At 59.4% G+C, this 21,249-nt stretch carries 13 protein-coding genes; 5 read left to right on the top strand and 8 right to left on the bottom strand.

The genetic code is table 11. From position 1 onward, the window contains the following. Positions 1-71: 71 nt before the first annotated feature. Positions 72-200 (bottom strand): PA1414 family protein, encoded by a 129-nt coding sequence (locus CD58_RS31595; RefSeq protein ID WP_256222727.1) that lies wholly within the window; start codon positions 198-200, stop codon positions 72-74. 139 nt (positions 201-339) lie between these two features. Further along, positions 340-1,233 (bottom strand): putrescine utilization regulator PtrR, encoded by an 894-nt coding sequence (ptrR, locus tag CD58_RS07615; protein WP_025212441.1) that lies wholly within the window; start codon positions 1,231-1,233, stop codon positions 340-342. A gap of 103 nt (positions 1,234-1,336) precedes the next feature. On the opposite strand from ptrR, the gene CD58_RS07610 reads away from it, so the two are divergent. Further along, positions 1,337-2,509 (top strand): MFS transporter, encoded by a 1,173-nt coding sequence (locus CD58_RS07610; RefSeq protein WP_025212440.1) that lies wholly within the window; start codon positions 1,337-1,339, stop codon positions 2,507-2,509. Here CD58_RS07610 and CD58_RS07605 read toward each other — a convergent pair whose 3' ends face one another. Both CD58_RS07605 and CD58_RS07600 read right to left on the bottom strand, forming a co-directional pair. Continuing rightward, on the bottom strand, positions 2,510-3,949 hold the full coding sequence (locus CD58_RS07605; RefSeq protein WP_025212439.1) for an NCS1 family nucleobase:cation symporter-1: 1,440 nt from the start codon (positions 3,947-3,949) through the stop codon (positions 2,510-2,512). A 390-nt stretch (positions 3,950-4,339) separates the two neighbouring features. Continuing rightward, entirely contained in the window at positions 4,340-5,176 is an 837-nt protein-coding gene (locus CD58_RS07600) for a S1 RNA-binding domain-containing protein (RefSeq protein WP_025212438.1), read from the bottom strand. Between the two features lie 339 nt (positions 5,177-5,515). On the opposite strand from CD58_RS07600, the gene CD58_RS07595 reads away from it, so the two are divergent. The 3 genes from CD58_RS07595 to CD58_RS07585 all read left to right on the top strand — a co-directional run bounded on the left by CD58_RS07595 (position 5,516) and on the right by CD58_RS07585 (position 7,604). Beyond that, positions 5,516-5,704, top strand: coding sequence for a hypothetical protein (locus CD58_RS07595; RefSeq protein WP_025212437.1), 189 nt, complete (start codon positions 5,516-5,518; stop codon positions 5,702-5,704). A 195-nt stretch (positions 5,705-5,899) separates the two neighbouring features. Continuing rightward, a complete protein-coding gene (locus CD58_RS07590; protein ID WP_025212436.1) occupies positions 5,900-6,616 on the top strand; it encodes a TorF family putative porin in 717 nt (238 codons plus the stop codon). A gap of 121 nt (positions 6,617-6,737) precedes the next feature. Beyond that, positions 6,738-7,604 carry a DUF6279 family lipoprotein gene (locus tag CD58_RS07585; RefSeq protein WP_025212435.1) on the top strand — a complete coding sequence of 289 codons (867 nt, stop codon included), beginning with the start codon at positions 6,738-6,740 and terminating at the stop codon, positions 7,602-7,604. A 140-nt stretch (positions 7,605-7,744) separates the two neighbouring features. Here CD58_RS07585 and CD58_RS07580 read toward each other — a convergent pair whose 3' ends face one another. After that, a complete protein-coding gene (locus CD58_RS07580; protein WP_025212434.1) occupies positions 7,745-8,137 on the bottom strand; it encodes a hypothetical protein in 393 nt (130 codons plus the stop codon). Positions 8,138-8,324: 187 nt separating this feature from the next. Here CD58_RS07580 and CD58_RS07575 point away from each other — a divergent pair, with 187 nt between their 5' ends. Further along, a complete protein-coding gene (locus CD58_RS07575; RefSeq protein WP_025212433.1) occupies positions 8,325-9,056 on the top strand; it encodes a DUF899 domain-containing protein in 732 nt (243 codons plus the stop codon). 526 nt (positions 9,057-9,582) lie between these two features. Here CD58_RS07575 and CD58_RS07570 read toward each other — a convergent pair. The 3 genes from CD58_RS07570 to CD58_RS31795 are packed head-to-tail and all read right to left on the bottom strand — an operon-like array spanning position 9,583 to position 21,249. Further along, positions 9,583-9,780, bottom strand: a complete 198-nt coding sequence (locus CD58_RS07570) for a DUF4926 domain-containing protein (RefSeq protein ID WP_025212432.1) — start codon at positions 9,778-9,780, stop codon at positions 9,583-9,585. A gap of 10 nt (positions 9,781-9,790) precedes the next feature. After that, positions 9,791-15,895, bottom strand: a complete 6,105-nt coding sequence (locus tag CD58_RS31800; protein ID WP_049866946.1) for a DUF637 domain-containing protein — start codon at positions 15,893-15,895, stop codon at positions 9,791-9,793. Next, entirely contained in the window at positions 15,874-21,249 is a 5,376-nt protein-coding gene (locus CD58_RS31795) for a filamentous hemagglutinin N-terminal domain-containing protein (protein WP_049866945.1), read from the bottom strand. The genes CD58_RS31800 and CD58_RS31795 overlap by 22 nt, the downstream gene beginning before the upstream one ends.

Raw genomic sequence — 21,249 nt, 5'->3', positions numbered from 1 at the left:
AGATCGCAGTCTTCGGCCGTTTCGTTTGAAACGGTCGAAGACTGCGATCTCTCCAATATTCGGCGGTGTATTTACCGGCGGCGCGGTTGGCGGCGACGTTGCTCGTCATCGGTGCGGATCGGTATCGGTTGCATTGGCGGCTCGATCAGCCCCAGCGCGACACCCAGGTCGTGAAGCCAGTTCTGGATTTTCTCTTTCATCGTGGTGCCCCCTCAGGGTGGTGCGAGCGGCAGAATTCTGTGGCCCCTTCGCACTGATAATAGTCCGAAGTCCTACGCAATGCTCGTTACAGATTGCAATGATCTGTTACTGAATTGATCCAAATCCACCTCCCGGAGTTCAAGCCGATTGCGCCGTCATCATGGGTGTTCGTGGCCACGCCTGTTGCTGTAGCTCGATCCAGGCGTTGAGGTTCGCCCCTACCATCCCTTTGCGCCACATCAGCCAAGTTGTGGCACTGGCAAACGGCTCGGCCAGCGGATGCACCGTCACACGTTCGCGGCCCGGCAGGCTGGCGAGCATCGACTCGGACATCAGCGCCACCCCAGACCCAGCGATCACACACGCCAGCATCCCTTGGTAAGACTCAATTTCCATCGCCCGGCCCATGGTCGCGTGATCATGGGCGAACCAGGCCTCCAACCGCATGCGATACGAACAGCCTTGGCGAAAGGTGAACACTGAACGCCCTTGGACATCCAGCGCACTGCGTACCGGAGGATGGTCGGCCTCGGTAATCAGCACCAGCCGTTCGTCGCACAACGGCACGCCATCCAGTCCCGCCAGTTCCAGCGGACCGTCCACCAGCGCCGCGTCGAGACGCCCGGTGAGCAAGCCTTCGAACAATTCACCGCTGGGCCCGGATTGCACTTGCAGGTTTACCGCCGGATAGGTGCGGTGATAACCGGCCAGCAGGTCCGGCAAGTGAATCGCCGCCGTGCTGTACATCGTGCCCAGTACAAAATCCCCGGCCGGCTGCCCGCCCTGCACGGCCGCATGGGCTTCATCGTGCAAGGCAAAGAGCTTGGCCGCATAGTCCAGCAGGACTTTTCCCGCCGGTGACAACTGCAAGCGCTGACGTTCCCGCAGGAAAAGATCCACGCCCAGTTGCTCTTCAAGCTGTTTGAGCCGGGTCGAGAGGTTCGACGGCACCCGGTGCAGGCGCTCGGCGGCCCGGGTGATGGAACCTTCCTCGGCCACGGCCTGGAAAATCCGTAATTGGCTGAACTCCACGACCTTCTCCAAAAAAGAACAAGTTACTCACTATTATTCATTTTTAATGAAAGTCAATCAGTCCTAGCCTGACGGTCATTCGCCTCAACCCTGGAGAACGACCATGTCACCTCTTATTCGTCTGCTCGGCAGCTTCATCGCCTTGATGATGGCCATGGGCATCGGCCGCTTTGCTCTTACGCCTCAGTTACCTCACTTGATCGGCGAAGGCCAGCTCGACTTGACCGCCGCCGGTCTGATTGCCGCCGCCAACTACCTGGGTTACTTCCTCGGCGCGCTCGACGCCATGTTCGCCCGCCGCCCGGAACAGGTGCAGCGGCGTTTGCTCGGCGGCCTGTGGTTGTGCGTGTTGCTGACCCTGGCATCGTTTTGGGCCTGGGGTTTCTGGCCGCACCTGGCGCTGCGCTTCGGCACTGGCGTGGCAAGTGCCTGGGTGATGGTGATGATCACCGCGTTGAGCCAACCCTTGGCCGCAACGGCAGGACGGCCGCGGCTCGGCGCACTGGTGTTTGCCGGACCGGGGCTGGGGATTTTTCTGACAGGCATGCTGGCCCTGGGCTCGAACCTGCTGGGTCAGACCTCCGCGACCCTGTGGCTGGTGTATGCCGGCGTGGCGTTGGCGATGTTGCTGGTGATTCTGCCGATGCTGCCGCAACCCGCCGCAAACGCGAACGTTGCCCTGTCGGCCGGCACTACGTCGAGCCGTGGCATCGCTCGGCTCGGCGCGGTGTACGTCTTATACGGCCTGGGCTACATCATTCCGGCCACTTTCCTCTCGCAGATGGCCTCGGCGCAGTTCCACGGACAATGGCAGGCGGACCTGTTCTGGCCCTGCTTCGGCCTGGCCGCCGCGATCGGCGTGCTGCTGGTGAGCCTGCGCCGACCAGACCCGAACACCACCAGTCGCTGGTTGATCGGTACGTTATGGCTGCAAGCGGCCGGGGTCTTCGCCTGCCTGCTGGGCAGCGGGCCGGGGTTGGCATTGGGCGTCATCCTATGTGGCGCGCCATTTCTGGCCTGCATGCAATTGGTGATGCTGCGCTCTCGGGAACTGGCGCCACAGGCCACCCAGCGCAACGCCGGGCTGCTGACCGCCTGCTTTGCCGTCGGCCAACTCAGCGGCCCGCTGCTGGCGGCCTTGAGCAGCCATTTCAGCGGCGGGTTGCAACCGGCGCTGATCATTGCCGGCAGCGGCCTGGTGCTGGCCGGCGGGCTGTTGCTGCGGCCCGTCAGCCGAAACGCCGTGAGCCCTTGCATCGAGACCGCCCTGCGCTGATCAGGCCGGGCTGAACGACGGGTGCGGCGCCAGCTCACGCCGCGCCAAGGCGAAATACAACACCCCGCCGAGGAAACAACCGGTGAACCAGGCAAAGTTGGCCATCGATTGCAGCATCGGCGTGAAGGTGATCGCCACCCCCATCAGCGTCGCCGGAATCAACGCCTTGACCGCCGTCCAGTTGATGCCGCCGCTGTAGTAATAACGCCCGCTCGGCCCGTCATTGAACAGCGCATCGACGTCGATCTGCTGCTTTTTGATCAGGTAGTAATCCACCAACAGGATCCCGAACAGCGGGCCAATGAACGCCGCCAGCACGTCCAGGGTGTAGTGGATCACTTCGGGGTTGTTGAACAGGTTCCACGGCGTGATGAAAATCGACGCCAGCGCCGCGATCATGCCCCCGGCACGCCAGCTGATTTTGCTGGGTGCGACGTTGGCGAAGTCGAAGGCTGGAGAGACAAAGTTGGCGACAATGTTGATGCCGACGGTGGCGGTCACGAAAGCAAAGGCCCCCAACAGTACGGCCACGTCGTTGTCGATGCGCGCCACGGTGGCGATCGGGTCGTGGAGCATCTCGCCGAACACCGGCAAGGTCCCGGAAACAATCACTACCGTAACCAGGGAGAACGCCAGGAAATTCACCGGCAGCCCCCAGAAATTGCCACGGCGAACGTCAGACATGCTCCGGCAATAACGACTGAAATCGCCGAAATTCAGGGTCGGGCCGGAAAAGTACGACACCACCAGTGCCGTCGCCACGATCACCTGGCCGAAGGCTTGCCAGCCGGACAAGGACTTTTCCGCCAGGGTGAAACTGATGTTGCTCCAACCGGCCTTCCACACGATCCAGCCGGCCAACAGAAACATCACCGCGTAGACCACCGGCCCGGCCCAGTCGATGAAACGGCGGATCGACTCCATTCCCGTCCAGAACACCAACGCCTGGACGAACCACAGGCTGAGGAAACCGAACCAACCCAGGTAGGACAAACCGGCAAATTGCGGCGTGGCGTAGACTTCCATTGCAGGAAAAAACCGCAAAACCACAATGATCAGCGCACTGGACGCCAGGTATGTCTGAATGCCGTACCAGGCCACGGCAATCAAACCGCGGATGACCGCAGGAATATTCGCCCCAAACACCCCAAACGCCAGCCGACAGATCACCGGATACGGCACCGCCGCTTGCTGGCTCGGCCTGGCGACCAGGTTGGCGATCAACTGCACAATGCAAATCCCACCGAGCAAGGCAATCAACACCTGCCAACTCGCCAGTCCCAATGCGAACAGACTGGCGGCAAATACGTAGCCGCCGACACTGTGCACATCACTCATCCAGAACGCGAAGATGTTGTACCAATTCCATTTCTGCGGCAGCGGGCCCAGGTCTTCGTTATAGAGGCGGGGGCTGTAGCCGTTGGGCATTTGCTCGGACATTGCGGGGCTCCTTTTGAGTACCGCCGTGCCCCCGGGTCGACCTGCTCACCATACTGCGCACGGGAGCCGGCATGGTTTGTATACGCGTTGCTACGCAGAATGCGTGCCATAGGCGAGGAATGTGAGACAAACCGTGGTGTGTGGCGCAGAGGAACGCCGCGCAGGAACAGGCATACGCCCACGAACAGGGCGCGGGTGCATGCTAAAGGTGCAGGGTTTTGTATACAGCGAAGATCAACCCGTGGCGAGGGAGCCTGCTCCCGCTGGGTCGCGAAGCGGCCCCTTCGAAAATGCCACCTCGGTGTGTCAGCTTTGATTGAGTGCACTTGGTTTGGGGCTGCTTCGCAGCCCAGCGGGAGCAAGCTCCCTCGCCACAGGGGTTGTGTGCAGTCAGCTCAATTCAATGCGATCAGCATGAATCACAATCTGCCCATTCTTGTAGAGCGCGCCAATGGCTTTCTTGAAGTTGCCCTTGCTCACGCCAAACAGGCTGCTGATCAACACCGGGTCGCTCTTGTCGCTGACCGGGAGCGTGCCATTGTTCTCACGCAACTTGGCGAGGATCTTCGCGTTCAGACTGGTGGCGGCTTCCTGGCCCACTGGCTGCAAGCTCAGGCTGATCTTGCCGTCCGGGCGGATTTCCTTGATGAAACCTTTTTCCTCTTTGCCGGCACGCATGAACTTGAAGATTTCGTTCTTGTGAATCAGGCCCCAGTGCTTGTTATTGATGATTGCCTTGAACCCCATGTCGGTGGCTTCGGCGACCAGCAAATCAACTTCCTGCCCCGGCGTGTAGTTGGCCGGCGTCTTGTCCAGATAACGATCCAGGCGCGCCGTGGCGGTGATGCGGCGGGTGTGCTTGTCGAGGTAGACGTGCACCACGCAGTACTCGCCAGCGGTCATCTGGCGCTTTTCTTCGGAATAGGGCAGCAGCAGATCCTTGGGCAGGCCCCAGTCCAGGAACACGCCAATGCTGTTGACCTCAACCACTTTCAGGCTGGCGAACTCACCCACCTGTACTTTTGGTTTTTCCGTGGTAGCGATCAGTTTGTCGTCGCTGTCCAGATAAATAAAAACATTGAGCCAGTCTTCATCTTCGCTGGGGATATCCTTGGGGATATAACGGTTGGGCAGCAAAATTTCGCCGTCCGCCCCACCGTCCAGATATAAACCGAAGTTAGTGTGTTTAACCACTTGCAAACTGTTGTAGCGCCCGACTAAAGCCATTTCCTGTACCCTCATTGCGTGGGCGGCATTCTACCCGGTTTTGCGGCGCGATTCGTGAGCACAGGCGAGGTTTGCCAAGAAGCCCGGCGCAGCCCTTGATTTTCCTGGGTTTTCGCTCAAGGTCTGGCCATTCGTCAGGCGATGAACGGCGCGTACCCCGCGGACTCGGCGTTATATTCGCGCCATGGTTGTTATTTAAAACAGTGGCTTAGGGCGCTAATTGCAGGATAAAACGGCCATTATTCTCGCCCCCACGAGCGTCATTCCGAAGGATATTTGCCAAGCTATTGTCAAGTATTTCCTGTACGATACCTGGCCCAATTAATTATCTTTAGGTTAATGGCCGTCATGCGCGTAAAAGCATCCAACAGCAAATCAAAGCCAGCTCCAGCCGTTGAAACCAGCGAGTCGATCAACGACCAAATCGCTGCGTTCCTCAAGTCCGGCGGTGAGATCCAGCAAATTGCCAAAGGCGTCAGCGGCCAGACATTCGGCCCATCCAAGCAGATCAGCCTGGGCAAGAAGTAACCTGCGCGTCACCTGGTCCCAAAGCGCTTTGAGCTTCGAAGCGCTTGGACTGGAACCCTCCCCGCCCTACCCATTTCCTATAAATCGACGAACGGCCTTCGCTGCCGAGCATTCGCCGGTATCCTTGCACCTCTCTAGCTCAAGCGTTTCAGCTTAGTTACCGTTCCTGCTCCTCGCTATTTCATGGAGTGAAGCATGCGCATTCCTGTTGTTCCGCTGGCGATCAGCCTGCTGACATGCTCCTTCGCCCAGGGGCAAGTGTTCCAGCGCGAACTCGGCGACTTCGACCTCAAACTGGGCACCACCCCCAGCCGCAGCATGGCCCAGGGTTTGGTCACCCCGTCCAGCAGCGGCTCGTTTCATGGCGGCCTGGACCTGAGCCACGACAGCGGCTGGTACGTCGGCCAGTGGTCACCCAGCGCCGGCCTGACCTCGTCCGCCAACCTTGAAATCGATTCCTACATGGGCTTTAAACAACCCTTCGACCAGACCCTGGGCTACGAAGTCGGCCTGATCCACTACAGCTACCCCACCGTCGATACCCTCGACAGCCAGGAGTTCTTCGGCGGCCTGACCGTCCTCGGCAGCCGCTTCGGCGCAGCCCTGAGCAACGATCCAGACAAACAGAACAGCACGCTGTTTGCCGACCTGGGCGGCAACGTGCCGTTCGGCATCGGTATCAGCGCCAAATACACCACCCACCAGCTCAACTCGCCGGTCTCGGTAGAAAACGGCTATGTGGGCAGTTTCAGCGACTGGTCGTTGAAAATTTCCCGTCCCTGGAAGGGCATCGACCTGGACTTGATCTACAGCGACTCAAGCCTCAGCGGTAGCCGCTGTTCGGCGTACTCGGGCCACAACAGCGAATGTGACGGCCTGTTGACCCTCAAGATGGCGCACCCTTTTTACTAATCCTTTTTACTAATCCTTTTTACTAAGTGTTACGTATTCAATCGGCTGAACTGCCGCGCGCCTGCGATGCTCAAACAAAGCAGCTACACCTTCACAACCATGCCCTCGCAAGGACTCGCTCATGTCGCGCTGGTTAACACGCACCGCCATGTTCATCGCCCTGCTGCTGACGCTGACCGCCTGCAGCCGTGTAGGCCTGGCCTACCGCAACCTCGACCTGATCATCCCCTGGACCCTCAACGACTACCTGGAGATCAAAGGCGAGCAAAAAGACTGGTTCAACGAACGCCTCAAGGAACACCTGACCTGGCACTGCACGACGCAACTGCCCGGCTACCTCGACTGGCTGGATCGCTTGAAAACCATGGTGCAAACCAATCAAGTGACCGACGAAGCCCTGCAACAACGCACCCAGGAAGCCAAGGCCGCCATCGCCGAAACCGCCCGGGCCATCACCCCCTCGGCCATCGAATTGCTGCAAGGCCTGAGTGACGAACAAGTCGACGACATGGACGCCTCTTTCGTCAAAGACCAGCGCAAACGCCAGCAGCAATACCTCAAGCCGACGTTGCAGGAGCAGATCCAGGAACGCAGCGCACGCATGGAAAAACGCCTGAACGACTGGCTCGGCCCGCTCAACATCGCCCAACGCCAACGCGTGGTGGCCTGGTCCACCGCCCTGGGCGACCAGAACCAGCAATGGATCGCCAACCGCGCCCACTGGCAGAACCAGTTCAGCGAAGCCGTGGCCCAGCGCCACAGTCCGGATTTCCCGAAACGCATCGAGCAACTGCTAGTCAACCGCGAAAGCCTCTGGACCCCGGCCTACCGCGAAGCCTTCAGCAAAACCGAAGCCCAGGCCCGCAGCCTGCTGGTGGACCTGATGGCCGAAAGCACCCCGGCACAGCGTGAACAGCTGCTGAAGAAAATCGATGGGGTGAAGAAGGATTTCAGTGATTTGAAGTGCCTGAAAGCGGCACGATCTTAAAACCACTGAAGATCCAAATGTGGGAGATCCAATGTGGGAGCGAGCTTGCTCGCGATAGCGGTCTGACATTCAACAGATGTGCTGCCTGTTCAATCGCTATCGCGAGCAAGCTCGCTCCCACAGGGCTCAGTGCAGGCCTGTCAGGCAATCTGCGCCTTGGACGCCAGATCATCAAAGGTAAACTCATCCAGCGCATCGTCCTGCTCATCCAGCACTTGGCGCGGATGATCATTGCCCGGGATGCTGCTGTCGATCAGGCTCAACAACCGCGAGCCACGCGGCGTCAGCACAAAGTTTTCACCGTTACCACCCTCTTCCTCCGGCCGAGGCTCGATATAGCCGCGCTCCAGCAGTAATTTTTCGTACTCCCCGGCGACCGCTTTCAGATGATCGAGGTTCTCGATCTCTTCGCCTGCAGCCGCCTTCGCCGCCGCGTACTCCTCCGCATAAGGCCGAGGAGTAAAGCTGTGGCCGGCGCCGTTCTGCACTTCGTGCAGCAACCGTTCGATCAAGTCCCAGTTATAAGTCGTCATCCTGGTCCATCCTCTAAAGAGTGAGATGCCTACCTAAGTTGTGACCGAGGCGCCACGCCGCCGTTCAGCCGGGTTTCCGGGTGGTCTATGCCTTGAACCGACCAACGGCCTGTCGAATTCATCGAAGGCCAAACGACCAGTTGCTGAAGCGCCCACTCAGCAGCTCTGCCATGCAGGAGAAATCACCATGAACGTAGAGAATCATCCGGTCGTCTCGCGGGAAGAATGGCTCGCAGCCCGTCGCCAGCATCTGGCCCACGAAAAAGCCTTCACCCGCGAACGAGACCAACTCAGCGCCGAGCGCCGCGCCCTGCCCTGGGTAAAAATCGACAAACCCTACCGCTTCCAAGGCCCCCACGGCGAACTGAGCCTGGCCGACCTGTTCGGTGGCCGCAGCCAACTGATCATCTACCACTTCATGTTCGGCCCCGGCTGGACACAAGGCTGCCAGGGCTGCTCATTCCTCTCCGACCACATCGACGGCGCCAACCAACACCTGGCCCACCACGACGTGGCCGTCGTCGCCGTCTCCCGCGCCCCGTTCGCCGAGTTCCAGCCATTCAAACGGCGCATGGGCTGGACCTTCGACTGGGTCTCATCCAACGGCTGCGACTTCAACCCTGACTTCGGCGTCACCCTCAATGCCGAAGACGTCGCCGCCGGAAAAGCCACCTACAACTACGAAAAAACCGACAGCACCGAAGGCGAACTCCCAGGACTGAGCGTCTTCTATCGCAACGAAGCCGGCGACATCTTCCACACCTACTCCACCTACGCCCGCGGCCTGGACATCCTGGTCGGCACCTACAACTACCTCGACCTGACGCCCAAGGGCCGCAACGAAGACGAAATAATGGACTGGGTGCGGCATCACGATAAATACGAGGAGGCCAAGCCCCACAGTTGCTGCCATGGCTGACCCCATCCACAAGTCGAGCACAGCCCCCGTGGCGAGGGAGCTTGCTCCCGCTCGACTGCGCAGCAGGCGCCTACCTTGCCTGACTCGCGGCAACCCCAAAGCCTACTGATGCTGGGCCAAAGGTCCTACACAAAGCTCGGAAAGCGGCGTCTTGTGGCTCGAAACTGCTGACTATCGCATTAGCACCGTGACCCAACTGCTGGAAACATCGCATTCCGTTCGGATATCAGCTTCGATACAGTGATGCTTTCCGTCTTTTGCAAAATGATGACGATAGCGTTGGACAAAAAAGGGGACAGATTTATTTTCGACGCACGCCTTGAAAAATAAATCTGTCCCTTTTTCCACTTTTCCATAAGTCCCCTTTTCCCACGACGGGTTCAACCAGGCAGGTTGAGATAAGGGGAAACCCAGCAGTTAAAAGCTGTAGGGCAGGTTGGCTTTTAGCCTTGACTTGAGACCGGCTAATGGGGGCCTCCTTTCCCGCTTATCCCACAACAGGATTTACCCATCCTATTTCCCTTTATTATCTCTTGATCTGAAATTGATCAGGGGATAGCGCTAGTTGCGCAACAGTATGCCCTTCAGCATCACAAAACTCCACCTCATAGCCTTCAATTGGCAGAGTATAAACCTCAACTATCGCTCCCTGCATACCAGCTCGCAGCCCTTCGCCTGGGATATCCTCAGTCAATACAACAACATCAAAAAGCGAGTAAATCATATAGCATTCCTTACTTGACATATAGAGTCGTCATTCTAGGCGTGGACGAACTTGGATCATATATCCAACCAGTACGAACAGTTGCCGTATTACCATTTGGCCCAGTTATAGGCATATCAATTGTTATTCTCTGACCAAATTTATCAGCAGCACCTAACTTCGCAGGATATAACCGCGCACCTTCCTGCACTTTTGCTATCAATTCTCCAGCATTCGTTTGATTGTAGCCCAAAGCTGACTCAAAGACTTTTGCTTTGTTGCCTCCAACTGGATGCTCCGAATTTAACGCATAAGATGTTACTTTAGTCGGGTCAATAACTGCCTTTTCTGCATTAGCTAACCGACCCGATGCCTGGGTCTGAATTACAGCCTCCGCGTGAGTGTATTTTTTCCAGTTATCCGTTGGACCAGATAATGGAGTACGCGGAGTGGTAGTCTCTGCATCTCCTGCTACGTCTTTTTTACCCCCACCTGCAGCTCGACCAGCAGCCAACCCAACCGCCAGCGTCACGGTGCCAGCAATAATAGCCGCAGCATATTCCGGGCTTATACCCCACTTCGAAATCAGGACATCCGTCACCGCCTTAGCCGAATGCTCCGTGGTCACCCCTGCCAACAGGTTCTGAAACTCGTTGTTTTCCGCGATCAAAAGCTCATAGGTTGCACGGGCTTCAGGTGACGCAGAGTCCATCAAATCACGGAGCTGCTCCTTCCTGGCTTGCACCTCGGCATCAAGCGACGAGATGGTTGCGCAGTTATCTACGTTCTGACCGCAGCTGACTAACGCCTCCAGCGTCTGCCGTTCGCTCAACTCATGATATGTGGTGTAAGCCTCGTCTATACATGAGGTCTCCTTCCCACAACCCTGCAGCTTGTTAGCCGCCCGCTCAAGATCAGAATGAGTCAGGTAGTTGTACTGGGTGGCATTGGCAGCGATGTTCGCAGCAATGCTAGGGTCACTGCCCGAGACCACTGCGGTGAGTACACCCAGCAGCTGTGACATTGCCAACAAGTTGGTTTTAGCCTGATCGGCCCCCGGTCGGTTCGGGTCATACCCTTCGGGCATTACCAGTTCTGCCAGATAGCTTACAAGCGCTTCGTTCGCGCCCCCGGCCAGAGCTCCCGTTTTAAAGTCGCCGCCCATGGCCATCGACTTCAAACCACCGACCAAGGCGTGGGCGGCGACTTTGGTCGGGCTGCCTTCAGCCAAATTCAGATTGCCAATTTTATTGGCGGCAACCGCCCCGCCAATATCAATAACGGCACCCAACAGGTTGTTAACGAAGTTATCGCCCAGACTGCCACCTTGGATGGCGGTTTGGACCAAGGTGTCTGCCCCTGTCTTCAGGACAACTTGTCCTGCGCTATCCCAGTTGAATCCTAACTTGGTCGGGTCATAACCAAGACTGTTGCCGATCCCCCCAAGCAATCCAGACACCACATAGCCCTTGAGGCTTTCGCTACTGGTGGTGTCTTTCAGAACTGCGCCCAAATCTCCCTTGTTATTGATGGCACTGGTGGCGGCCTGGGTTTCCACCGCAATCAAAACGGCGTTCGCGAAGCCTGCCGAGAAGGTACCGGCCGTAGCGCCCACCAATCCTGCACCTGCTCCGCCAGTAACCACTGCCAATGCGATGGCCAGGACCATTTGAGCAGCGACGCCAAGCCCCGAGTTTGAATACTTGAAGCTTTGGTGAATTTCTTCCACACGACGCCAATCAACATCGCCCCGCTTTTCAGCCTCCTTCAACCAGGCCAGTTCAGGGTCGGCCTTTACCATTGCATCAATGGTCTGGCTGACGGTTTTCTGATCAATGCGCTTGATATCAATATTCAAGCCATCGACCGCTTTGATGACTAATTCGCCCTTAGCCACCAACTGACTCTGGCGCAAGGTTTCGTCCGTGTGGCCTTTGCCCTTCATGGAGTTCCAGGCCATGCTGGAACTGCTCTTCGTATGACTTTCCTGGCTCAGGTCCTTCACACCTTCGAAAGTAATCGAACCACCACTTTGTACTGTCAGGTCATTCCCACTGTTCAACTTTGCAGCCTGATACCGCTGATCATCCCCACTGACCAACGTCAAATCGCCCCCTGTGGTGATTTCGCTTCCCACGTTCGTGACCTTGGTCACCTCGTCATGCTTGGTCTGCTTTTTCCCCCAACTGCCTTTTTTCTTCTTGTCGTACAGCGAATAGTCACTGTCCTGCGCCGCCAACACGTCGAGGTTTTCGCCCGCCACCAGGTACGCCTCGTCCCCGGCGCTGATGCGGCTGGAGATGATGGCCATGTCTTTTCCGGCCCCCATCGTCACGTCACCGCCGGCGGTGATGGCACTGCCGATCTGTTTGACGTGGTCTTGCTGAGTGGTGACTTTTTTCGTTTTGGAATAAGAGTGGGTTTCATCGGCCGCGGAGGAGATGGTCATATTCTCCCGGGCGGTCAATGCGACGTTGCGCTCGGCCCCGAGTTGGCTGGCAATGGCGTTGAGATCCCGGCCAGCGTTCACGACCAGGTCACGACCTGCTTGGGCGCTGGAACCGAACTGCGTCACCGCGCTTTTGCGGACACCATTGTTGCTGGCACTTTCCTGTTGGGCTGAGACGATGATCGCGTCCCGGCCGGCATCGATCGTGGTGTCACGACCACTGACCATGACGCTGCCGATGCTCTTGAGATCGCGTCCGGCGCCCATGCTCAGATCATTGGCAGCCTCGATACGGGCGGCGTTGTCCATGAAGTCCTGTCGCCGGCTGTAGTTTGCGGTGGTAACGGTACGCTCGTTGACGACGTCTCCCATCACGGCCTTGATGCTGACGTCACGCCCGGCGAGGATCCCACCGGACTGGTTGACGATGTTGTTGACCGCCAACACGTCCAGACGATTACCGGCCTGGATCAAGCCACTGTTGACCAGGTCGTTGCCTGCGGTCGCCGACAGGTTGTTGGAGGCACGCAGGGTGCCGACGTTATCGAGGTTTTGACCAGCGATCAGCGTCACGTCATTACCGGCGATCAACGCACCGGTAGGCCCCAGGCGACCTTCGGCTTGGGCCAGATAAACCACTGGCACCAGGACTTTTTCGCCGTTCACTTCGTGCTCTTCGAGCCAGACAATGTCGTGGGTCAGCGCCGCGACTTGCTGTGAAGTAAGGCTTACTCCCACCGATAGGTTGAGGGCGTCCTTGCTGGCGACGGCGTTGTTCATCAGGTACTTGAACATGGCCTCGTTGGAGGTCTGGCCGTCGAGGAAGGCCTGGCCGGTGCGAGCGGTGACGGCTTGCTGGATCAAACGCTGTTCGTAGAGACCATCGCCAAGACGTTTGGCACTTTGATCGGGGTCGTAGCCGAGTTTGTCCAACAGGTAATCCGAGCTCATGAACGACTTGAGTTCGGTGAGCACCGGGTTGGTTTCGATCAGGTACTTATGGGGGTTGGCGGCCACGGTGCTGCTGGGCAGGCCCTGAACGCGGTTGAGCGTGAACTCGGTGGTGCGGCCAGGCAAGGTTCCGGCCACGCCGGAGCCCGAAGTACTGGTATCCAGCGTGCTCGCCTGGTTGTCGATGCTGGTGGGTTGGCTGCCAGCAATGCTCAGGTTAATGCTGCTGGCGGTAGGTTGGCTGATATTACCCAGCGCCAGATCCCGAACCTGGCCGGTGGGCAGCACCTGCTGACGCTGGGCAGGGGTGAGACTTGCGTTGCCAAGGGTCCAGTTCTGCGGCCCACTGGCGGTTGGCGTGCTGCCACCCTGCCCGCTCAAGCGGAACAGACCGTTTTGCCCGGTTGGCAAGGTGAAGCCAGGAAGACTCAGCGGGTTCACCTGCTGCTGAGCGAGATCCGGTGACAGCTGACTGTTAAGCCTTACGACCGTGGTGCCGGTTCCGCTGGCCTTGGTGTCCGCCACTTTGTTGGTACCACCACTGGCGGTGTAGTCCTCATGGATGACACTGTTCTGCAGGTCTTTGGTTGCGGTAATCGAGACGTTACCGCCGGCCTGGATGACGGCGTTACGGCTGCCGACTGTACTTGCGGCGCCGGAACTGTCTTTGGCGATTTCGATGTCACTGAGTAGCTTGTACTGGTCGAGGTTCGGCAACTGAAGCAGGTTGTTCGGGTCGTACTGGGATTGCGTGGTGTTTTCGAAGCCGTAGCTCAAGCCGGGCAAGACGATGTTGTAAACGCCACGAGTAACGACAACTGCCCCGGTATCGGCATCTGTAAGAGAAACCACGGAGAACGTTTCACCGTCTCGCCCCCCTTCCCTGTAGCGAGTCGATTTGGGGATGGCCTTGTGAATATTCCCATCCAGATCAAGGTAATAGACGTACGGGAAGTCAGGGTTATTGCGCTGGTTGTAGGGTGTCAGGACATTGGCGAAAAACCGCCCGGTACCGCCGTCGCTCATACCTGCAACTTGATACATGCGCGTGCGCTCGATGGTTCCGTTCTGCGCCCCGATGTTCTGTACGTTGTCGGCCACGATGTTGATATTGCCGCCAGCGCTCACCGTACTTTTACTGTTGAGAAAGCTGCTGCCTTGGAATACGAAATCCTTGCCGGCCGTCAATAGCGACGAGGCACTGGTGTCATTGTCAACACTTTCAAAGACCTCACGGGCCGCCAGCGTGAAGGTGTAATAGTCCCCTTTGCAGTCATTACATATGTTGGCGATAAACCCCGAAATCAGCTTGCGCCCACCAGACGCCACCGCGCCCTCGGTACGGTTCTGGAACCCATCGGCGTTGATCGTGAATGTGCCGCCGCTCTCCATCGAACCGGAGACGTTGTTAACGCCGGTGGCTCGTGCGGCGGCGCCATAACCACCAATCAAAACATTACCCAATCCGTAAAGATCACCACTCTGGTTGGTGAAGTTGCTCACGCCCAGCGTCATGTCCGCACCGCTGAATACCAACCCGCGGTCATTGAGCAGCGAAGGGGTTTTCAACACGAGGTCCCGGGCCGAACCCAGGGTTCCGGAATTGATGAGGTTCCCGGCCTGGACGGTCAGATTGGCACTGGAGGTCAGACGCCCGGCATTGGTCAGTTGTCCACCGATGTTTACCGTGGTGTCGCCACCGCCAGCGACGCTGGAAGCCGCGCCCAAATTCAGTTGCGCGGCGGTCAGGTCGATACCACCGAGGCTCGATATCCGCCCGCTACCTCCATAACTTCCCCCCAACGCAAGACTGATCGAACCATCACTGGCAATCAGTCCATCGTTACTCCAATTACCCCCGTTCCCCACCAGGCTGGTAGAAGCCAGCAACTGCCCAGTCCCGGTCTGAGTCAGGTTGGTCACGTTGACGGTCAGGCGCCCGGCCTGGATCACGCTGCTGTTGGTCCAGTTGTCGGCGGTCAGCGTCAAGCCACCGCGGGTGACGAGGCTGCCACCGGCGTTGATGAGATTGGCAGTGGAAATGTCAAAGTCGCCGCTGCCCAGGTGCAACAGGCTGCCGCCCAGATTCTGGAAGTTGGCGGCGTTGAGGACCAGACCGTTGTTGGCGGTTTCCAGCGTGCCATTGCGGTTATCGAACAGGCCGCCGATCTGGAATTGGGTCTTGCCGCTGGTACCCAGAGCCCGCATCTGCCCGGTCTGGTTATCCAGGCTCGCCGCTTTGATCGCCAGGGTGCTGTCACTTTCGATGATGCCCTGGCGATTGTTCAACGCGCCGGTCAGGTTCAGATCAATCTGGTTGCCTGCGATCTGACCATCGTTGTCGCCGCTGTTATCGAAATTACTACCGGTGACGCTGACCTTGCCCTTGGCGTACAGGCCGCCGTTGCGGTTGTCGAAGTTGCCGGTGATGACGGTGGCATCACCGGTCTGCGCCGAAATGCGTCCGCCATAGTTGTCGATCCCGCCCAGGGCGGTCAGGCTCAGGCGCTGGGCCTGGGTGATGCCGCCCTGGCGGTTGTTGTTCAGGTCGTAGCCGTTTTTCAGCACGCCGGTCAGTTGCGTGGTGAGCAAGCCTTGCAGGCTGGCAAGTACGCCGCCACGGTTATCGAAATGGCGGCCCGTTACAGTCACGTCGCCGGCCTTGGCTTGGAGGCGACCGCTCTGGTTGTCGACATCGCCAGCCACGGTGAGCTTCAGATCACCCTGGCTTTGCACCACCCCTTGCCGTTGGTAACGCTGGCTGCATCGATTCGCACGCCGCCGTTCTGGCTGTAGATCAAGCCATCGGCGTCGTTCTGCACGGTTCCGGCAGTATTCAGGACCAGCTCATCATTGGCCGCAACGGTGCCGCGATTGCGGTTGTCCAGGCCGCCGGTGAGCAGGGTCAGCAGGCCTTGGCTGGCGATCTGGCCGCCCTGGTTGTTGATTTGCGTAGCGCGCTCGACCCGCATTGGGCCGACGCTGGCGATCTTGCCGTTGGTGTTGGTCAGGGCGCCGAGCAGGTCCAGGGTCACGGCGGCATTGCCGATCACGTTGCCGCTGCTGTTATCCAGCGTAGAGCCGGTGAAGCTGAGGGCTTTTTGTGCGTTGACGGTACCGCCGGCATTGCCCAGGGTCATGGCGTTCATGACCAGGACAGCGCCGCTGTCGATCAAGCCGTTCTGGGCGTTGTTCAGCAAACCGCCGGTAACGGTCAGAGTCTGGTCGCCGCCGCTGGAAAGAATCCCGCCTCGGTTGTCCAGGCTGGTGGCGCTGACGGTCAGTTGTTTTTTACCGACCAGCGCGCCGGCATTGCTGTTGAGCAGCGCTCCGCTGAGGGTGACGCCGACGTCTTCGTCGCGGCTCGACAGGGTGCCGCTGTTGCGGTTGTCCAGGCTCGTGGCGGTCAGGTCCAGGCCCTTGAAGCCGGAGATCAAACCACCTTGGTTGAGGACATCACGGGCGCCTACGGTCAGCCGGCCGTTGCTGATGAGTTTGCCGGCGCTGTTGTCGAGGTCGCGAGCGCTCAGGACCAGGCTCTGGCTGCTGGAGATTTCGCCATTCTGGTTGTTCAGGTCCCGCAGATGCTTGAGGCTGAGCAGGCCGGCGGTGGTGATCAGGCCGGCGCTGTTGTTCAGGTCACCGGTGGCGGCGCCAAAATCGATGGCGATGGCACTGCCCAATAGCGAACCTTGCTGGTTATTCAGGCCGCTGGTGCTGATGGTCAGGCCGTTGGTGGCGTTGATCAGCCCTTGGTTCTGGTTTTCCAGTGCACCGCTGAGCTTCAGGTCCAGGTTAGCGCGGCTGGTCAGCGTGCCGCCGTTGTTGTTGAAACTTGCGGCTTCGACGTCCAGCGCAGCAGCAGCGATCAGGCCCTTGAGGTTGCTCAGGGCCTGGTCGACCCGCAGGGTCAGGGCCTGGTTGCTGAGCAGTTTGCCGTTGTCGTTGTCCAGGCTTTGCGCGGCCAGGGTGAATGCCTGGGCGCTGGAGATTTCACCGCCGTCGTTGTTGACGCCCTTGAGGTTCTTGAGCATCAGCAGCGGTGCGTTGATCAAGCCGCCCTGGTTGTTCAGTTGGCCCTGGTTCAGATCCAGCGTCAGCGCCGTGTTGCTGAAGAGCTGGCCGCCCTGCTGGTCGAGGTCGGTGACGCTGGCGGTCAACGCGCCATTGCTGGCGATACGGCCGCCGTCCTGGTTGGTCAGTTTCTTCGTGGTCAGGTCGAGGCTGGCAGCGCTGCTCAGGCGTCCGGACTGGCTGTTGTCGAACGCACCGGTTTCGACGACCACTGCACCCTTGCCACTGATACTGCCTTTGTTGCGATTGTCCAGGCTGGCACTTTTGACGGTGAGGCCGGCGTCGGTCACGATTTCGCCGCCCTGGTTGAGCAAGGCGACGTCGAGGGTGAGGCCCAGCGCCTCGGCGCCGGAAACGCTGCCCAGGGTGTTGGTCAGGCTCGCCGCTGTCATCGTCAGTGCGCCTTCGGCGCTCACGACACCCTGGCTGTTATTCAACGCACCGGAGAGGACGGCAGTGAGGTTCTTCTGGCTCAGCAGCGAGCCGCCCGTGTTATCGAGGGTCTTGCCGATCAAGGTCAGGTCGCTCTTGCCTGACAACAGGCCCTTGGTACGGTTGAGTACGTCCTTCACCCTCAAGGCCAGTGCGCCGTTGGCGAGCACTTGCCCGCCGTCGCTGTTGTCCAGGGCATCACCCGTGACGGAAATGTCGGCCTGGCTCGAAAGTTCACCGCCACGGTTATCCACCGCAGTGACATTGAGCGTCAGCGCGTCGGTCGCACCGACCAGGCCGGCATTGCGGTTGTCCAGCGAAGTGCCGGTAAGCGTCAGCCCGCCGAGGGCAATCATCTGGCCGCCCTGGTTGTTCACGGTCGCGACATCGGCCGTGACCTTGGTTTTGCCGGCGAACTGGCCGGCGGTGTTGTCCAGGCTCGCCGCGTCGATGCGCAGGTCGCCGTCGGCGATCACCGCAGCGTTCCGGTTGAGCAGTTGATCGTCCACGGTCAGGGTCAGCGCGCCACGGCTGCTGATCAGGCCGTCGGTGTTGTCCAGACGTGCGCTGTGACTGTCGAGGGATTGAGCGGAGACCAGCCCCTTGACGCTGTTGAGTACCTGATCGATGCGCAGGGTCAGCGCCTGGTTGCTGATCAACTTGCCGTTGCCGTTATCCAGGTTTTGCGCCGCGAGCGTGAACGCCTGGGCACTGGAGATTTCGCCGCCCCTGTTGTCAACGTCCTTAAGGTTTTTCAGCACCAGGAGCGGCGCGTTGATCACGCCCTTGAGGTTGTTCAACTGGCCATGATTCAGGTCCAGGCTCAAGGCGGTTTTACTGAACAGCTCGCCCCCTCGCTGATCGAAACCGCTGACGCTGGCCGTCAGCGCCTTGTCGCTGGCGATGCGGCTGGCGGCGCCGTTGCTGACCTGGGTGGCGGTCAGGTCCAGGGTATCGCCACTGACCAGATACCCGCCCTGGGTATTGTCGAAGATGCCGGTGGTGACGCGGGTCGCGCCCTTGGCGCTGAGCAAGCCGTTCTGCTGGTTGTCCAGGCTTTGGCTGGTGACGGTCAGGCCGGCGTCGGTGGTGATGGCGCCACCACGGTTAACCAGCGCGCCCGAGGCCGTGAGTGCCAGCGCGCCGACGCTGGTGAGGCTGCCGTCGGTGTTGTCGAGCGTGCCGACGGTGGCGCTTAGCGTGCCGTCGCTGCTGATCAGGCCCGCGACGTTGGTCAGAGCGTTGTCCAGTCGAATATCCAAGCCCTGGCGAGCGACCAGGCTGCCGCCGCTGTTGTCCAGGCTCTGTCCCTTGACCGCGGTGGCGCCCGTGCTGAACAGCAGGCCTTTGTTCTGGTTGATGATGGCCGCGACTTTCAGGCCCAGGTCGGTGCCGGCCAGAATCTTGCCGTTGTCGCTGTTGTTCAGGCGCTGGCCGTCGATGGCGATGTCGACCGTACTGGAGATTTCACCGCCACGGTTGTCCAGGGCATCTACGTTGAGTTTCAGCGCTTTTGTCGCACCTACCAGGCCGCCGTTGCGGTTATCCAGGCTCTGGCCGCTGACAGTCAGCAGGCCTTGAGCAACCAGCTCGCCGCCCTGATTGTTCAACTGTGCGACGTTGGCGGTGAGGTCGGTCTTGCTGGAGATGCGCCCACCGCTGTTATCAACGCCATTGGTTTGCAGATGAACCGGGCCAACGGCACTGAGCAGGCCACCGCGGTTATCCAATTGCGAGCCATCGACACGCAACGCTGCCTGGCTGCTGAGCAAACCTTGTTGACGATTGTCGAGCTGGGCGACGGTCAGTTGCAGATCCTTCACCGACTGAACCTTGCCGGCGCGGTTGTCCAGGCTGCCTGCCTGAACATCGGTTATGCCCTTGGCGCCGAGGCTGCCTTGCCGGTTGTCGAACAGGCCGCTGATGCGCGCGGTCAGGCTGCCATCGCTGACCAGGCTGCCTTCAAAGGTGTTATCCAGGCTGGCGGCGGTGACCGTCAGGCTCTTGCCGGAACCCAACACACCGTTCTGGTTGTTCAGGGCCCCGATCAAGCCGATGTTCAGGGCCACGTCACCAGCGAGCAGGCCATCGCTGTTATCCAGCGTGGTGCCGATAACTGTCGTGATGGCGGCGCTGGAGACTTCGCCGTCGTGGTTATTCAACTGCCCAACCTTGGCCGTCAGGTTGCCGTTGCTGTTGACGATGCCCTGGGCGTTGAGGAGTTTGTCGGCGGTGACGTTCAGCGCGTCGTTGCTCAACACACGGCCTTTGTTCTGGTTATCCAGGATCCCGGCATTGACCGTACCGGCCTGCCCGGCACTCAAGGTCCCGCCCTGGTTGCTCAACGTCTGCGCCACATTCGCCGTCAGGTTACGACTGGCAATGACACTCTTGCCGTTGTTGTTCAGGCTCTGCGCCGTGACACTTACATCCCCCGTGGCATTACGGGTGTTATCAGCATTAATCCCAGCCTCGATAATCCCGTTGTTACTCAACTGCCCACCCGCGTTCAGGACGATGCCGTCCCGCGCCGCGAGGGTTTGTTGGTTAGTCAGATTGCCCTGGGTTCGGGCGTTCAACGTCGTGCCGGCGTAGACCGGCCCACGGGCGTCGAGGCTGGCCGCCTTGACGTTCACAGCGCCACTGGCCGAGGTATCGACCATGCTCAAATGCCCATTGGCATCGAGCTGAATATCACCGCCACTGGCAATCAACTTCCCATCCAGCTTCACTCCAACACCGGCCTCGGTGCCCACCAACTTGATGGCGCCTGCATACATCCCACCCAGCGCCGAAGAGTCGATAGCCAGCTCGGGTTTGGCGCTGCCGTCATCGCCGCGGGAGGTGGTGCTCAAAGTGTCGGCGTTGACGTCATTGCGCCCGGCGACAATCGTCAGGTTCTTGGCCTGAATCTCGGCGTTGATCTTGGCGCTGCGGGTGATGATTTCGAAGTGGTCGACGTTGTTGGCGTTGAGGCCCGCGCCTTCAATCGCGACACTGCCCTGATCCACTTGGTAGCGGTTCAACTGTCCGTTCTCGATAACCGCTTTACCGGTACTCAACGTGACCTTCGGGCTGTTGATAAAACCGCAACCGTTGCAGGTAATGCCATATGGGTTGGCGACGATGACGTGGGCCGATTGCCCGGCCACTTCGGTATAGCCACGCAACTGGCTGGGGTTGCCGCCATTGACTTCGTTGAGGATGGTCGTGGCGGCTGTGCCGTTGAGGTTCGGGTTACCCAATATGATCCCGCCCAGTTGCGTGGCCTGGGTGCGGGACGTGGCGTTGTTGAGGATGACGCCGTTGCTGCCGACGTTGTAGTCCGTGAACTGGTTGTGGGACAGACCGCTGCCGTTGGGCCGGGCGATGTTGACGATGGGCACGCCGTTGCCTGCCCGGTCCAGGCCGGTACCCGGTGCGCTGACCACAATACCTTCGGCCTGGGCCCACATCGGTTGCCAGAACATGACGTTGGCCAACAGGAACGCCAGGCCGCGCTTGGGCATGCCCCAGAACTGATCGCGGTTTTTCAGTACGGCTGAAGGCTGGCGGGCCAGGAAGGCGTGTTGGCGGTCGTCCAT

Origin of the sequence: Pseudomonas brassicacearum, assembly GCF_000585995.1 — a bacterium.
Taxonomy (GTDB): domain Bacteria; phylum Pseudomonadota; class Gammaproteobacteria; order Pseudomonadales; family Pseudomonadaceae; genus Aquipseudomonas; species Aquipseudomonas brassicacearum_A.
This window is presented reverse-complemented; position numbering and strand designations above follow the sequence as displayed.